The sequence below is a fragment of the Phytohabitans kaempferiae genome (assembly GCF_042433955.1).
In the GTDB taxonomy this organism is placed as follows: Bacteria; Actinomycetota; Actinomycetes; order Mycobacteriales; family Micromonosporaceae; genus Phytohabitans; species Phytohabitans kaempferiae.
Genome location: NZ_JBHLUH010000013.1, coordinates 102666 through 117632, shown reverse-complemented (window position 1 = coordinate 117632; position 14967 = coordinate 102666). Strand labels below are relative to the sequence as shown.

General features: G+C 75.0%; 12 protein-coding genes and 1 riboswitch. Of the genes, 4 read left to right on the top strand and 8 right to left on the bottom strand.

The window, feature by feature from the left end:
• Nucleotides 1–141 precede the first annotated feature (141 nt).
• On the top strand, nucleotides 142–756 hold the full coding sequence (locus ACFFIA_RS12265; RefSeq protein ID WP_377249987.1) for a G5 domain-containing protein: 615 nt from the start codon (nucleotides 142–144) through the stop codon (nucleotides 754–756).
• A 41-nt stretch (nucleotides 757–797) separates the two neighbouring features.
• Nucleotides 798–1163, top strand: coding sequence for a VOC family protein (locus ACFFIA_RS12260; RefSeq protein ID WP_377249984.1), 366 nt, complete (start codon nucleotides 798–800; stop codon nucleotides 1161–1163).
• 101 nt (nucleotides 1164–1264) lie between these two features.
• On the opposite strand, the gene ACFFIA_RS12255 is transcribed toward ACFFIA_RS12260, so the two are convergent.
• The gene (locus ACFFIA_RS12255) at nucleotides 1265–2329 is read right to left on the bottom strand and encodes a cobalt-precorrin-5B (C(1))-methyltransferase (RefSeq protein ID WP_377249981.1); all 1065 of its coding nucleotides are present in this window, start codon (nucleotides 2327–2329) and stop codon (nucleotides 1265–1267) included.
• A 62-nt stretch (nucleotides 2330–2391) separates the two neighbouring features.
• Here ACFFIA_RS12255 and ACFFIA_RS12250 point away from each other — a divergent pair, with 62 nt between their 5' ends.
• Nucleotides 2392–3126: a cobalt-precorrin-6A reductase gene (locus ACFFIA_RS12250; protein ID WP_377249978.1), complete on the top strand. Its 735-nt coding sequence runs from the start codon at nucleotides 2392–2394 to the stop codon at nucleotides 3124–3126.
• On the opposite strand, the gene ACFFIA_RS12245 is transcribed toward ACFFIA_RS12250, so the two are convergent.
• The 3 genes from ACFFIA_RS12245 to cobG form a co-directional block, all read right to left on the bottom strand.
• Nucleotides 3104–4597 (bottom strand): precorrin-2 C(20)-methyltransferase, encoded by a 1494-nt coding sequence (locus ACFFIA_RS12245; protein WP_377249975.1) that lies wholly within the window; start codon nucleotides 4595–4597, stop codon nucleotides 3104–3106. The genes ACFFIA_RS12250 and ACFFIA_RS12245 overlap by 23 nt on opposite strands.
• Nucleotides 4597–5217, bottom strand: a complete 621-nt coding sequence (locus ACFFIA_RS12240) for a precorrin-8X methylmutase (protein WP_377249972.1) — start codon at nucleotides 5215–5217, stop codon at nucleotides 4597–4599. Before ACFFIA_RS12240 ends, ACFFIA_RS12245 begins: the two co-directional genes overlap by 1 nt.
• Before the next feature lie 67 nt (nucleotides 5218–5284).
• Nucleotides 5285–6406 (bottom strand): precorrin-3B synthase, encoded by a 1122-nt coding sequence (gene cobG / locus ACFFIA_RS12235; protein WP_377249969.1) that lies wholly within the window; start codon nucleotides 6404–6406, stop codon nucleotides 5285–5287.
• 54 nt (nucleotides 6407–6460) lie between these two features.
• Nucleotides 6461–6530, top strand: a riboswitch (cobalamin riboswitch).
• 46 nt (nucleotides 6531–6576) lie between these two features.
• Here cobG and ACFFIA_RS12230 point away from each other — a divergent pair.
• Entirely contained in the window at nucleotides 6577–10101 is a 3525-nt protein-coding gene (locus ACFFIA_RS12230; protein ID WP_377249967.1) for a cobaltochelatase subunit CobN, read from the top strand.
• Between the two features lie 553 nt (nucleotides 10102–10654).
• Here the strand turns inward: ACFFIA_RS12230 and ACFFIA_RS12225 are convergent.
• From ACFFIA_RS12225 to ACFFIA_RS12210, 4 genes are all read right to left on the bottom strand, one after another.
• On the bottom strand, nucleotides 10655–10849 hold the full coding sequence (locus ACFFIA_RS12225; protein ID WP_377249965.1) for a hypothetical protein: 195 nt from the start codon (nucleotides 10847–10849) through the stop codon (nucleotides 10655–10657).
• Nucleotides 10850–11086: 237 nt separating this feature from the next.
• Complete coding sequence (locus ACFFIA_RS12220; RefSeq protein ID WP_377249963.1) at nucleotides 11087–12448, bottom strand: cobyrinic acid a,c-diamide synthase CobB; 1362 nt, start codon at nucleotides 12446–12448, stop codon at nucleotides 11087–11089.
• Nucleotides 12442–13044, bottom strand: a complete 603-nt coding sequence (gene cobO / locus ACFFIA_RS12215; RefSeq protein WP_377249960.1) for a cob(I)yrinic acid a,c-diamide adenosyltransferase — start codon at nucleotides 13042–13044, stop codon at nucleotides 12442–12444. Before cobO ends, ACFFIA_RS12220 begins: the two co-directional genes overlap by 7 nt.
• Entirely contained in the window at nucleotides 13044–14924 is a 1881-nt protein-coding gene (locus tag ACFFIA_RS12210) for a VWA domain-containing protein (RefSeq protein ID WP_377249958.1), read from the bottom strand. The genes cobO and ACFFIA_RS12210 overlap by 1 nt, the downstream gene beginning before the upstream one ends.
• Between the last annotated feature and the right edge of the window lie 43 nt (nucleotides 14925–14967).

Below are 14967 nucleotides of genomic sequence, written 5' to 3'. Positions count from 1 at the left end.
CGACGGCCGAGTGTCCACAGAGGGTGGGCGGTGTCGCGGCGGACGGTTCCGGTCGGGTCGCGTGGACCGCATCAACGACCGACGGTGATCTCGCCACGACCGGATGTACCGTACGTGCCCTCACAAACCAGGGGGACACACATGAGGGTACGAAAGGTACTGCTCCGGGCCGCCGCCATCGCCTGTGCCGCCGGCTTACTGGTGGCATGCGCCTCCGCCGAGCCGTCCCGAACAGAGCGCGCCCTCGAGTCGGAGAACACAGCAGCGGAGGTCGTGACCACCGAGGAGACGCCGAGCGAGGAGCCCACCACCGTCGCCCAGCCCTCGCCGGCGGCGACGCCCTCGCCCGTGCTGGAGGTCAAGGAGGTGACGGTGACGCAGAAGATCGCCTTCAAGCGGAGCACCGTCAAGGACTCCTCCCTCGCCGAGGGCACGCGCAAGGTGCGGACCAAGGGGGTCACGGGAGTGAAGACGCTGACCTACGAGGTGACGTACACCGACGGGAAGGAAACCGGCCGCAAGCTGCTCCGGGAGGCGGTCACCAAGCAGCCGGTCACCGAGGTCACGGTGGTCGGCACGAAGAAGCCGACCCGCCAGTGCGACCCCAACTACAGCGGCTGCGTGCCGATCGCCAGCGACGTCGACTGCGCGGGCGGGGGCGGCAACGGCCCGGCGTACGTCAGCGGGCCGGTCAGAGTGATCGGCGACGACATCTATGACCTCGACCGCGACGGCGACGGGATCGCGTGCGAATAACCTGACACGAGGTGTCAGTCACCACCAGCGAGGGTGGGGGCATGACAGGAATCGCCAGCCTCATCATGGTCAACCTCGACAGCCCCGACCCGGCCGCGCTCGCGGAGTTCTACCACCAGGTGCTGGGCTGGGAGGTGACCCACAGCGAGGCCGAGTACGCCATGGTCAGCGACGGCACCACGTCGATCGGGTTCGGGCGCGTCGAGGGCTACCAGGCGCCGGCGTGGCCCAACCCGGGCGGCACCAAGCAGTTCCACTTCGACTTCGGAGTGGACGACCTCGACAAGGCGGAGGAGCTATGCCTCTCGGCCGGCGCGACCAAGCCGGAGTTCCAGCCGGGCGGTGACCGGTGGCGCGTGCTCGTCGACCCCGCCGGGCATCCGTTCTGCCTCTGTCCCCGCAGCTAGCCGGCGTTCACCGGGCAGCCGGCGACCTTCGGCCGCCGGTCACCCGGCCCGGCGAAAAAGTCGGTGGTCACCCGGCGCGGCGAAGGTCGGCGGTCACCGCGCTAGGCGCGGCCGACCACCGTACCGGCGCGGTCGATCACCACCACGTCGACCGTGACGGGCGCCTCGCGGAGCACCGCGACGGCGGTCCGCCGGGCCTTCTCCGCGATCAGGTCGCCGAGCGGCAGCCCCGCGGCCTGGCAGTGGCCGAGCGCCTCGAGCGCGGTGTTGGCGGCGGCGACGCGGGCCACCAGCTCGCCGTCGCCGCCCGCCGCGCGCACGGTCTCGGCCATCGCCGCAAGGTCCACCTGGGAACGTCCAGAGTGGAGGTCAAGGTGCCCCTCGGCCAGTTTGGACAGTTTGCCGATGCCGCCGGCGATGGTGAGGCGGGGCACCGGATGGCGGCGCAGGTACTTGAGCACCGCGCCGGCGAAGTCGCCCATGTCGAGCAGCGCGTCCTCGGGCAGGTCGTGAAGCTCGGCGGCGACCCGCTCGGACGTGCTGCCCGTGCACCCCGCCACGTGCCGCCGGCCGGCCGCGCGGGCCACGTCGATGCCGCGGCGGATGCTGTCGATCCAGGCGGAGCAGGAGTACGGCACCACCACACCGGTCGTACCCAGGATGGAGAGCCCGCCCACGATGCCGAGCCGCGGGTTCCAGGTGCGCTGGGCCAGCTCCTCGCCGCCGTCGACGGAGATCTCCACGAGCGCGTCGCCGGTGCCGCCGTGGCGGGCGGCGACGTCCGCGACCGCCTCGCGCATCATGCGGCGCGGCACCGGGTTGATCGCCGGCTCGCCGACCGCGAGCGGGAGGCCGGGCTTGGTGACCGTGCCGACGCCCCGCCCGGCCCGGAAGAGCACGCCGCTGCCCGGCCGGGCGGCCGTGACCGTCGCGCGGATGAGCGCACCGTGCGTGACGTCCGGGTCGTCGCCCGCGTCCTTCACGACGCCTGCGGTGACTGACTCTCCGCTCAGCTCCTCGACCGCGAGCGCGAACGTGGGGCGTTGCCCCTTCGGCAGTACGACCTCGACCGGGTCGGGAAAGGCACCGGTGAGCAGCGCCGTGTAGGCGGCCGTCGTGGCCGCGGTCGCGCAGGCGCCGGTGGTCCAGCCGTAGCGGAGAGTCACCGCCACAGCATGCCCCACCCTCCCGCGCGCGGCGTTCCGGGGTCGACGGCCAGACTGGACCCGTGCGAAGGCTGCTCATCCTCGGTGGCACCGGCGAGGCCCGTGCCCTGGCGGCGCGCGCGGCCGGCTGGCAGGTGGTCACGTCGCTCGCCGGCCGGGTACGCGACCCGCGCCTGCCCGAGGGCGGCGTGCGGGTCGGCGGCTTCGGCGGGCCGGACGGGCTGGCCGCCTGGCTGGTGCGCGAGCGTGTGGGGGCGGTGGTCGACGCGACGCACCCGTTCGCGAGCCGGATCAGCGCCTCGGCCGTCGCCGCCACGCGGGCCACCGGCGTGCCGCTGCTCGCCCTGCACCGCCCCGGCTGGGTCGCCGAGCCGGGCGACGACTGGCGGCGCGTACCGAGCGTCGAGGCGGCCGCCGCCGCGCTCCCGGGGCTCGGCTCGCGCGCCATGCTCACCACCGGCCGGCAGAGCCTCGCCGCCTTCGCCGGGCTTCCGCTCCTCTTCCTGGTACGTACCGTCGACCCGCCCGCTCCCCCGCTGCCGGCCCGGCATCACCTGCTGCTCGACCGGGGACCGTACACGGTGGAGGGTGAGGCGGAGCTGATGCGGGAGCACGCGATCGACGTACTGGTCACAAAGGACAGTGGCGGCACCATGACCGCCGCCAAGCTCGTCGCGGCCCGGCGGCGGGGCATCCCGGTCGTGATGGTCGACCGGCCGGCGCTCGCCGAGGGCGTGGCCCGGGTCTCCACCGTGGAGGAGGCCGTCGAATGGCTCAGGGGTACCGGCGCGGCGTGAACACCGCTCCGCCGCTCCCCTGCCGCGTGGTGGAGGAGCCGACGATCAGCAGGCACCGCATGTCGACGCCGGACGGGTCGAGGTCGGCGAGGCGCACCACGCGCACCTCCTCGGCCGGTCCGCCCACGTCCCGCCCGATCACCACCGGCGTGTCCGGCGCGCGGTGTTCGAGCAGGAGGTCGCGAGCCTTCTCCACCTGCCAGGTGCGGGTCCGCGAGGCGGGGTTGTAGATGGCGATGACCAGGTCGGCGCGGGCCGCGGCGGTGAGCCGATCGGCGATGACGTCCCACGGCTTGAGGCGGTCGGAGAGGGAGAGCACACAGTAGTCGTGCCCGAGCGGCGCGCCCGCGCGGCTCGCCACCGCCTGGGCCGCGGTGAGCCCGGGCACCACGCGGACCGGCACGCCGGCGTACCGGGGCTGGGCGGCCACCTCCAGCACCGCGCTCGCCATCGCGAAGACGCCCGGGTCGCCGGAGGAGACGACCGCGACGCGGGATCCGGCCGCGGCGAGGTCGAGTGCGTACGCGGCCCGCGCGGCCTCCTCCGTGTTGTCCGAGGGATGGCGGCGCTGGCGCGGGTTGGGCGGGACCCGGTCGAGGTACGGCCCGTAGCCCACCAGCTCGTCCGCGTCGGCGAGCACCGCCTGCGCCTCGGGCGTGGTCCACTCCCGACCGGCAGGGCCCAGGCCGACCACGGCCACCTCGCCGGAGCCGTCCCGCTCGCGGCCGGCAACGGCTGGTGGCGGCAGCGCGGCGACCCGGCTGGGCAGGACGGCGAGGGAGAAGTACGGCACCGTCGCGGGGTCCACATCAGACAGCGGGGCGACGCGTGAGCGGTCGGTGGTGGCCCGCTCGACGTACCACGCCTCGTCCAGCCGCCCCGCCGTCGCCAGCGCCTCGCGCACCGCCCCGAACGTGCGGCCCAGTTTGAGGATCGCCGCCGGCCCCTCCCCGTCGAGGCGGCGGGCCAGTTCGTCCGGCGGGAGCGTGCCGGGCAGCACGGTGAGCACCTCGTCGCGCTCGACGAGCGGCCGCCCGAGCACGGCCGACGCGGCGCTGACCGAGGTGACGCCGGGCACGACCTCGGTGGCGTACCGGTGCGACAGTCGCTTGTGGATGTGCATGTACGAGCCGTAGAAGAGCGGGTCGCCCTCGCAGAGCACCACCACGTCGCGCCCGGCGTCGAGGTGGGCGGCGAGGCGGGCCGCACACTCGGCGTAGAACTCGTCGATCGCCCCCCGGTAGCCGCCCGGATGGTTGGTCGTCTCGGTGGTCACCGGATAGACCAGCGCCTCCTCGATCTGCCCCGCGCGCAGGTACGGCTCGGCGACCGCGCGGGCGATGCTGCGGCCGTGGCGGGCACTGTGGTACGCCAGCACGTCTGCCCGCTCGACCAGCCGGGCGGCCTTGACGGTCACCAGCTCCGGATCGCCGGGACCGAGCCCCACGCCGTACAGCCGCCCCGCGCCCATCACTCCTCCTCGCTGGCGATCGCGTTGACCGCCGCCGCCGTCATCGCGCTGCCGCCGCGGCGCCCGTGCACCACCAGGTGTTCGAGGTCGGTGGCGGCGAGCGCGCGCTTGGACTCCGCCGCGCCGATGAAGCCGACCGGGATGCCGAGCACCGCCGCCGGCCGCCCCGCGCCCTCCTCGACCATCTCCAGCAGGCGGAAGAGCGCGGTCGGCGCGTTGCCCACCGCGACGAGCGCGCCGTCGAGCCGGTCGCGCCACAGCTCCAGCGCGGCGGCGCTGCGGGTCGTGCCGAGCCGCTCGGCGAGCGCCGGCACGCGCGGGTCGCCGAGCGTGCACACCACCTCGTTGCCGGCGGGCAGGCGGCGGCGGGTCACGCCGGCGGCCACCATCGCGGCGTCGCAGAGGATCGGCGCCCCGGCGCGCAACGCCGCCCGCCCGGCCGCGACCGCCCCCGCCGACCAGGCCAGGTCCGCGACGAGGTCGACCATCCCACAGGAGTGGATCATGCGGACCGCGACCCGCGCCACGTCGTCGGGGAGCCCGGAGAGGTCGGCCTCCGCGCGGATCGTCGCGAACGACCGCCGGTAGATCTCCGCACCGTCCCTGATGTACTCGCTCATGCCCGTCCTCGCTTCGCTGCCGGCGGGCACGAGGCTCCAAGCGCGCTCTGCCTGATGGTTCGCTCGCTCACGTCGTCACGTATCCGTCCACTGTGGCCAGCATCCGCAGGTGCTCGCCGGCCGGGCTGCCACAGGCACGCTCGCAGCCGACCCAGTGCACCGGCAGCCCGTGCGACGGATGTCCACTGTGGTGCACGGCGGCGTCGGCGCGGACGTCCGCGTGTGCCCGGCCGCATCCCGGTGACCCGACGCAGGCGGTCACGCCGACCCACGGCGAGTCGGGATCGGTGGCCAGCCCGGCCTCGTCGAGTGTGGCGAGGAAGCTCTCGTCGGGCAGGTCCGGCAGCACGACCCCGCGCCACGGCGTGACGATGACGGTCGGTGCTCCACAGAGGACCTCCACCTGCGCCCGGTCCAGCCGCCCGAGCGGTACGGCCGCCGCGACCGCCACTCGACCGTCCACCTGGGGCACGGCCCCGATCGGGCCCCAGGAGACGGGGCGCGCGGCCGGCAGCCCGGGCGGGGCCGCGCCGAGCCGCGCCGCGACCCGGTTGACACCGTCGTCCAGTTCGGACAGTCGCCACTCCTTCTGCCGCTCGGCGAGGAACGCGTGCGCGGCGGCCACCAGCGCCGCCACGGCCTCGCCCGCCGCGACCCGCAGGCCGCTGTCCCGCCCGGCGAGCAGCACCGTGCGCCCGCGCAGCCCCACGTCGGCGCCGAGCCCTGCGACGTCGCCGCGGCCGTCGTCGAGGGCGAAGAGGAAGCGGCCGGGCAGGTCGGCGAGGGCCGGGTCGGCGCGGAGCGCGGCGTCCAGCTCCGCCACGAGCGGCCGGACGTCGAGCACGCCCCGGCCGTCGCGCCCGCTCAGCGGCGAGGCGACGATGTTCCGTACCCGATCGTGGGTGACCGACGGGAGCAGGCCGGCCACCGACAGTCGCTCGGCGAGCGACTGCTCCGCGCCGGCCGCCAGACCACGGACCTGGAGGTTGCCCCGCGAGGTCAGCTCGAGGCCGCCGTCACCGAGGTCGGCCGCCGCCTCCGCGACCGCGCGCCACCGGGCCGAGGTGAGGGCGCCGCCGGGCACGCGCACGCGCGCCAGCCCGCCGTCGAGCGCCTGGTGCACCTGGATCGCCCCGGGGCAGGCGTCCGGGCCGGAACGAGGTCCGGAACGAGGTAAGGAGTCGGACACGCGCCGGATACTACGGGCAGCTACGCTGGTCTCCGCAACCCGCGGCGACAAGCGGAGGAAGCCGGTGCGAGTCCGGCGCGGTCCCGCCACTGTCACCGAGCGACCGCTCGGGAGCCAGACACTCCAGTCGCCGCGCCCTTCGACCCGGGACGCGGATCCCGAGGGAGGCTGTGGCCGTGTTCGTGCTGCTGTCGACGTCCGACACCGACCTGTTGAGCGCGCGGGCGAGCGGCGCTCCGTACCGTCTGGCCAACCCGGCGCGCACCGCGGTGGGCGACCTTCCCGACCTGGTGGAGGGCGCTGACCTGGTGGTCGTCCGCCTGCTCGGCGGGCGCCGCGCCTGGGAGGAAGGGCTCGACGCGCTGCTCGCCGGCCCCCGCCCGGTGGTGGTGCTCGGCGGCGAGCAGGCGCCCGACGCCGAGCTGATGCGCCTGTCCACGGTGCCGAGCGGGGTCGCCGCGGAGGCACACGCCTACCTCGCGCACGGCGGGCCGGGCAACCTCGCCCAGCTGCACCAGTTCCTCTCCGACACGGTGCTGCTGACCGGGCACGGTTTCGCGCCGCCGGAGCCGACGCCGGTGTGGGGCGCCGGCGAGCTGCCCGAGGGCGACGGGCCGGTCGTCGCGGTGCTCTACTACCGGGCGCACCACGTGGCGGGCAACACCGCGTTCGTCGACGCGCTGTGCGCGGCGGTCACGGCGGCCGGCGGGCGCCCTCTGCCGGTCTACTGCGCGTCGCTGCGCACGCCCGATCCCGACCTGCTGGCCACGCTCGGGCAGGCGGACGCGCTGGTGGTGACCGTGCTGGCGGCGGGCGGCACGCGACCCGCCGAGGTGAGCGCGGGCGGCGACGACGAGGCGTGGGACGTCGGCGCGCTCGCCGCCCTCGACGTGCCCATCCTGCAAGGGCTCTGCCTCACCAGCAGCCGCGAGGCGTGGGCCGCCACCGACGACGGACTGTCCCCGTTGGACGCGGCCACGCAGGTGGCGATCCCCGAGTTCGACGGGCGCATCATCACGGTGCCCTTCTCGTTCAAGGAGATCGACCCCGACGGCCTCACCGTGTACGTGGCCGACCCCGAGCGCGCCGCCCGGGTCGCCGGCACCGCCGTCGCGCACGCCCGGCTCCGCCACGTACCGCCGGAGCGGAAGCGGGTCGCGCTGATGCTGTCGGCGTACCCCACCAAGCACTCGCGCATCGGCAACGCGGTCGGCCTCGACACGCCCGCGAGCACGGTGCGGCTGCTTGGCGCGCTGCGCGAGCGGGGGTACTCAGTCGGCGACCTGCCGGACGACGGCGACGCGCTAATGCACGCGCTCATCGCGGCGGGCGGCCAGGATCCCGACTGGCTGACCGAGGAGCAGTTGGAGGGCAATCCGGTACGCATCCCGGCCGCCGACTACGCGGCGTACTACACGACGCTCCCGGCCGAGCTGCGGGAGGGGATCGAGCGGCACTGGGGGCCGCCGCCGGGCGAGCTGTATGTCGACTCGGCCGGCGACATCGTGCTGGCCGCCCTGCGCGCCGGCAACGTGGTGGTGATGGTGCAGCCGCCACGCGGCTTCGGTGCCAACCCGATCGCCATCTACCACGACCCCGACCTGCCGCCGAGCCACCACTACCTGGCCGCGTACCGGTGGGTCGCCGACACCTTCGGCGCGCACGCGATCGTCCACATCGGAAAGCACGGCAACCTGGAGTGGCTGCCCGGCAAGACGGTCGGCATGTCGGCGTCGTGCGGGCCGGACGCGGCGCTGGGCGACCTGCCGCTGGTGTACCCGTTCCTCGTCAACGACCCGGGCGAAGGCACGCAGGCGAAGCGGCGCGCGCACGCCACGCTGGTCGACCACCTCGTGCCGCCGATGGCGCGCGCCGAGACCTACGGGGACATCGCCCGCCTGGAGCAGCTCCTCGACGAGCACGCCACCATCGCCGCGCTCGACCCGGCCAAGCTGCCGGCGATCCGGGCGCAGATCTGGACGCTCGTCCAGGCCGCTCGCCTCGACCACGACCTGGGCGTGGACGACCGGCCGCACGACGCGGAGTTCGACGACTTCCTGCTGCACGTGGACGGCTGGCTCTGCGAGGTGAAGGACGCGCAGATCCGCGACGGGCTGCACGTGCTCGGCGTGCCGCCGGAGGCTGAGTCGCGGGTCAACCTGGTGCTCGCGATGCTGCGCGCGCGGCAGATGTGGGGCGGCCAGGTGGCGGCGCTGCCCGGGCTCCGCGAGGCGCTCGGCCTGACCGCGGACGCGCCGCTCGCCGAGGTCGACCGCGTGGAGGCCGCCGCACGCGCACTCGTGGCGGCGATGGAGGACGCCGGCTGGGACCCGGCCGCCGTGCCGGAGGGCCCGGCCGCCGACGTGCTCCGGTTCGCCGCGACCGAGATCGTGCCCCGGCTGGCGCGCACCACCGACGAGCTGACCAACGTGCTCCGCGCGCTCGACGGCCGCTACATCCCGGCCGGGCCGAGTGGTTCACCCCTGCGCGGCCTGGTCAACGTGCTCCCCACCGGCCGCAACTTCTACTCGGTCGACCCCAAGGCGGTGCCCAGCCGGCTCGCGTGGGAGACCGGACAGGCGATGGCCGACTCGCTGCTGGCCCGCTATCGCGCGGACACGGGCGAGTGGCCCCGCTCGGTCGGGCTTTCGGTCTGGGGCACCAGCGCGATGCGTACCGCCGGCGACGACGTGGCCGAGGTGCTCGCGCTCCTCGGCGTCCGTCCACAGTGGGACGAGGCGTCCCGCCGCGTCAACGGCCTCGCCGCCATCCCCCTCGCCGAGTTGGGCCGCCCGCGGATCGACGTGACGGTGCGGATCAGTGGCTTCTTCCGCGACGCGTTCCCCCATGTGGTCGTGCTGCTCGACGACGCGGTGCGGCTCGTGGCAGCGCTCGACGAGCCTCCGGCGCAAAACTTCGTCCGCGCCCACGTCGCCGAGGACGTCGCGGCGCACGGCGACGAGCGGCGGGCGACCGCGCGAGTCTTCGGATCCAAGCCGGGCGCGTACGGTGCCGGCCTCCTCCCGCTCGTCGACAGCCGCAACTGGCGCGACGACGCCGACCTCGCCGAGGTGTACGCCCAGTGGGGCGGCTTCGCCTACGGCCGCGGCCTCGACGGCGTGCCCGCGCGCGGCGACATGGAGACCGCGTACCGGCGGATCGCGGTCGCCGCCAAAAACGTGGACACGCGCGAGCACGACATCGCCGACTCCGACGACTACTTCCAGTACCACGGCGGCATGATCGCCACGGTGCGCGCGCTCACCGGCACCGCGCCCGCCGCGTACATCGGCGACAGCACGCAGCCCGAGGCCGTGCGCACCCGCAGCCTCCACGAGGAGACCGCGCGCGTCTTCCGCGCCCGCGTCGTCAACCCGCGGTGGCTGGAGGCGATGCGCCGGCACGGCTACAAGGGCGCCTTCGAACTCGCCGCGACGGTCGACTACCTCTTCGGCTACGACGCGACGGCGGGCGTGGTCGCCGACTGGATGTACGACAAGCTCGGCGAGACCTACGTCCTAGACCCGGAAAACCGCGCCTTCCTCGAACGCGCCAACCCGTGGGCCCTGCACGCGATCGCGGAACGCCTGCTGGAGGCAGCCGACCGCAAGCTCTGGGAGTATCCCGACCCGGCGGTGCTGGAGGGCCTCCGCGAGGCGTACCTGAGCACGGAGGGCGACCTCGAGGGCCGCTAGCGATCTTTTCGCGGTCGAGGTTCGCGCCTTCCGTCGCGGTTCGCTCCGGTGTGGCAGAAGGGGAGCTGCCGCGATGCCCGTCGTGCTCCTGGCCGCTGCTCCCGCAGCCTCACCCTCCGCGTCCCCACGATCCCGACCCGCCCCAACGCGCCTCGGTCCCGGTCTCACCATCCGGTCGAGCTTGAATCCCACGGCACCGCACGAGCCGCCGAGACCTCGACTTCGAAGGCTGGTGGGGCAATGTCGGGGACACAGCCCCTTCAAAGCGGCCGCAAGGGGCTATGTCCCCGACATTGCCCACGCACCTGCCGGGTCCGGCGCGGCGACCGACCGGATCGGGCGTCCGCCCGGGTTGGGCGCACCGGTGCGCCCAGCTCGACAGCTTCTCCAACAGACGACACCAGGTCCGAACACGGCCAAGCCGCGCGACCACACCTCGACCCCGAATCGGAGCCAGCCGATGCCGACGCCGATCGAGGCCCAAGCGGCGCCCAGTGCCGCCGGTCGTCGTCCGGGCCCGCCACGGGCCGGACATGCCCTTGTGAGAAAGGCCCTAGCCGGGGCCGGCGGCCGGCTCCGTCTCGGTGTCGGTGTACAGGTAGGCGGTGCCCGCCTCCAGCGCGGCGCGGGCGAGCTCCTCGCACTGCGCCGGTGTGAGAGCGACACCAAGCTCGTGGGCCCGCCGCGCCACGGCAACCGCGCCCACGGAGATGGCGACGTCGGGCAACGGGTCAGGGATTTCGTTCACGGAGTTGTCCTCCTCGTTGAACGGCTTTGGCAATACTGCCAACGAGGGACCGTTGGTACAAGAACGCCAATTCTTGTACCGGCACGCGCCAACTTCTGCCCGGTTTCCCCCGGGCCGGCCGTTCATTCCCGCGGCCCTGGCTCAGGTCGATGTCGCGGGGCGGCGGCCACCAGGCCGAGGCCACCGGCACGCCCGGTCCGCCCATGCCACCACCGCCCGGGCCACCACCGCGCGCGATCAGCCGGCGGGGGTACCCCCAGAGGCGGCCGCGGCCACGAGGCGGCGGGCGATGTCGGGGCGGCCGGCCCAGTGGAGGTGGAGGTAGGAGGCGTGCACCCCGCCCACGACGAAGCCCTCCGCCCCCGCCTCCCGCCAGGCCCACGCGGGCGCCGCGCCGGCCCGCGGGGTGACCGCCGTGCGGTGGAACTCGTGCCCCGTCACCCGCGTACCGGCCTCGGCCAGCGGGCTGCGGGTCAGCGCGACCGCGTCGCGGTAGCCGAGCGTGAGGCGGTCGGTCATGGCGGCGTCGGCGTCGAGGATGCCGCACATCGGGGCGCCGTCGAGCGTGCGGCAGAGCCACAGCAGACCCGCGCACTCGGCCGCGATCGGGGCGCCGCTCGCCGCCAGCCTGGCCACAGCGGCGCGGAGTGGGGCGTTGGCGGCCAGCCGGTCCGCGTACACCTCGGGAAAGCCGCCGCCCACCACGAGCGCCCGCGTCCCGGCGGGCAGTGCCTCGTCGCGGAGGGGGTCCACGGTGGACACATCGGCGCCGGCCGCGCGGAGCAGCTCGACGGTCTCGGTGTACCCGAAGCTGAAGGCCAGCCCGCCCGCGACCGCGACCACCGGGCGGCGGTGCCAGGCGACCGGCTCCACCGTGGAGGGTGACCACGGCTCGGCGGTGAGCGGCGGTGCGTCCCGGGCCACCGCCAACACCGCGTCCAGGTCGACGCCACCGGCCACGAGCGCGGCGAGCGCGGCCACCGACGCGGCGGCCTCCGCGGAACGCTCGACCACCGGCACCAGCCCCAGGTGTCGCGACGGCGCGGCCACCGCTGAGTGGCGGCGCAGCGCACCGAGTACGGGCGTGCCCACCTCCTCGCACGCGTCGCGCAGCAGCGCCTCGTGCCGGTCGGAGCCAACCCGGTTGAGGATGACGCCGGCCAGCCGCACGCTCCCGAACGAGCGGAACCCGTGCACCAGCGCCGCCACCGAACGCCCCTGCGCGGAGGCGTCGACCACCAGGACGACCGGCGCGGCGAGCAACGCGGCGACGTGCGCGGTGGAGCCGAAGTCGCCGGCGCCGACGCGGCCGTCGTACAGGCCCATCACCCCCTCGACCACCGCCAGGTCGGCGCCCGCGCAGCCGTGCGCGAAGAGCGGGACGATCCGCTCCTCGCCGACGAGCACCGGGTCGAGGTTGCGGCCAGGGCGGCCGGCGGCGAGCGCGTGGTAGCCCGGGTCGATGTAGTCGGGCCCCACCTTGAAGCCGGCCACGCGCCGATCTCGCGCGGCGAAGGCGCCCAGCAGCCCGGTCGCCACCGTCGTCTTGCCGTGCCCCGAGGCGGGCGCCGCGATGACCACGCGCGGGATGTCTACCACTCGATGCCCTGCTGTCCCTTGCGCCCCGCGTCCATCGGATGTTTGACCTTCGTCATGTCGGTGACCAGGTCGGCGGCGGCCACGATGTCGGCGTGGGCGTCGCGCCCGGTGACCACCACGTGCTGCGAGCCGGGCCGGTCGCGCAACGTCGCGACGACGTCCGCGACGTCGACCCAACCCCATTTCATCGGGTACGTGAACTCGTCGAGCACGTAGAACCGGTAGGCCTCCGCGGCCAGGTCGCGCTTGATCTGGGCCCACCCCTCGGCGGCCTCGGCGGCGTGGTCGCGCTCGGTGCCGGGGCGCTGGATCCACGACCAGCCCTCGCCCATCTTGTGCCAGGTGACCGCGCCGCCCTTGCCGGTCTCGCCGAGCGCGCGGAGGGCCGCCTCCTCGCCGACTCTCCACTTCGGACTCTTTACGAACTGGTACACGACGATGCTCCAGCCGGCGCTCCACGCGCGCAGCGCCATCCCGAACGCGGCGGTGGACTTGCCCTTCCCCTGTCCGGTGTGGACGGCGAGGACCGGCTGGCGGCGGCGCTCGCGCGTGGTGAGCCCGTCGTCGGGCGTGACCTCCGGCTTGCCCTGCGGCATCAGGCGGCCCGCCCGGACGCGGTGAGCCCCGGCGCGGAGAGCTGCGCGAGCGGCACGCACGGCGCGTCCAGCGCGGCGGCCAGCCGGTGGGCCAGCCCAAGCCGCACCGGGCCGGACTCGCAGTCGACCACGACCGCGGCGGTGCCGGCGAGCGCGGGCACGACCGAGATCGGGTCGGGCCCGGCGGTCGCGCGGCCGTCGGTGACGAGGACGAGCAGCGGGCGGCGGCGCGGGTCGCGGCGGCGCTCGGCGCGGAGCGTACGGGCGGCCGCCTCCAGCCCGGCCGCGAGCGGGGTACGCCCGCCGGTGCGGAGCCGGGCCAGCCGCTGCACGCCCACCTCGTGGCTGGAGGTCGGCGGCAGCACCTCGTCGGCTCCCGCGGCCCGGAATGTGATCATGCCCACGCGGTCTCGCCGCTGGTACGCGTCGCGCAGCAGCGACAGCACCGCCGCCTTGACCGTCGCCATCCGCTGGCGGGCCGCCATCGAGCCGGAGGCGTCGACCACGAAGAGCACGAGGTTGGCCTCCCGTCCGATGTGGACCGCCTCGCGCAGGTCGGCCGGGGCGACCGTACGGCTCCCCCGCGCCGCGGCGGCCAGCAGCGTGGCGGGCAGGTGCGGCGCGCCGGAGCCCTGGGGCAGGCGGGCGCCGACGACCCGCCCCCGCCGGGCGTACGCGAGCGAGCGGCGGCCGGTGTGCGCCCGCTCCCCGGTCTTCGGCAGCGTCAGCACGCGCGGCCGGTACGGCTGCCCTGGGGCGGCGGGCGGCTGGCTGCCGGACGAGCCACCGTCACCGTCCGCCTCTCCGTCGGGCGGCGCGCCACCCGCGGGACCCCCATCGGGCGGGCCGGGATCGGGCTCCGGCTCGGGCTCCTCATCGGACAGTGTCCGCTCGAGCCGCTCCTCGTCCGTACCGGGCGGGTCGAGCGGGTCGCGGCGGCGCCGATGCGGCAGCGCGAGCCGGGCCGCGTCCCGTACGTCGTCGGCGGTGACCGTGTCGCGCCCGTGCCACGCCGCGAGCGTGATCGCCGCCCGCGCCACCACGATGTCGGCGCGCAGCCCGTCCACCCCGTACGCGAGGCAGATGCGGGCGATCCGGTCAAGCTCACCGTCCGGCAACTCGACCCGGGGCAGCCGCCCCCGCGCCTCGGCGATCCGGCCGGCCACGAGGGCGTCCTCGTCGGCCCAGCGCGCGGCGAAGCCGTCCGGGTCGGCGTCGTACGCCAGGCGCCGCCGCACCACCTCGGCCCGGGGCGCGGGCTCGTCCGGCGACCCGACGGAGACCACGAGCCCGAAGCGGTCGACGAGTTGGGGGCGCGGCTCGCCCTCCTCCGGGTTCATCGTGCCGACGAGCAGGAACCGCGCCGCGTGCTTGACCGAGACACCGTCGCGCTCGACGTGCGCCCGCCCCATCGCCGCCGCGTCGAGCAACAGGTCGACCAGGTGGTCGGGAAGCAGATTGACCTCGTCCACATAGAGCAGTCCACGATGGGCGGCGGCGAGAAGCCCTGGCTCGTAAGCCTTTACGCCCTCGGCGAGCGCCCGCTGGATGTCGAGCGTGCCCACCACGCGGTCTTCGGTGGCGCCGACCGGAAGCTCCACAAGAGACGATCGGCGGCGCACCACCGGCGGGGTCGACCCGTGCGGGCCGTCCGGACACTCGGCGTCGGGCGCGGCGGGGTCGCAGGCGAAGCGGCAGCCTCGCACCGCGTCGAGCTCGGGCAGCAGCGCGGCGAGCGCCCGCACCACCGTCGACTTGGCGGTGCCCTTCTCGCCCCGCACGAGCACGCCCCCGATCGCCGGGTTGACGGCGGTGAGCAGGAGCGCGAGCCGGAGGTCGGCCAATCCGACGATGGCGGAGAAGGGATAGGCGGCGAGCATGCGGGCCATGCTGACCCAGCCGGAGGGCTGGCGTCAAACACCA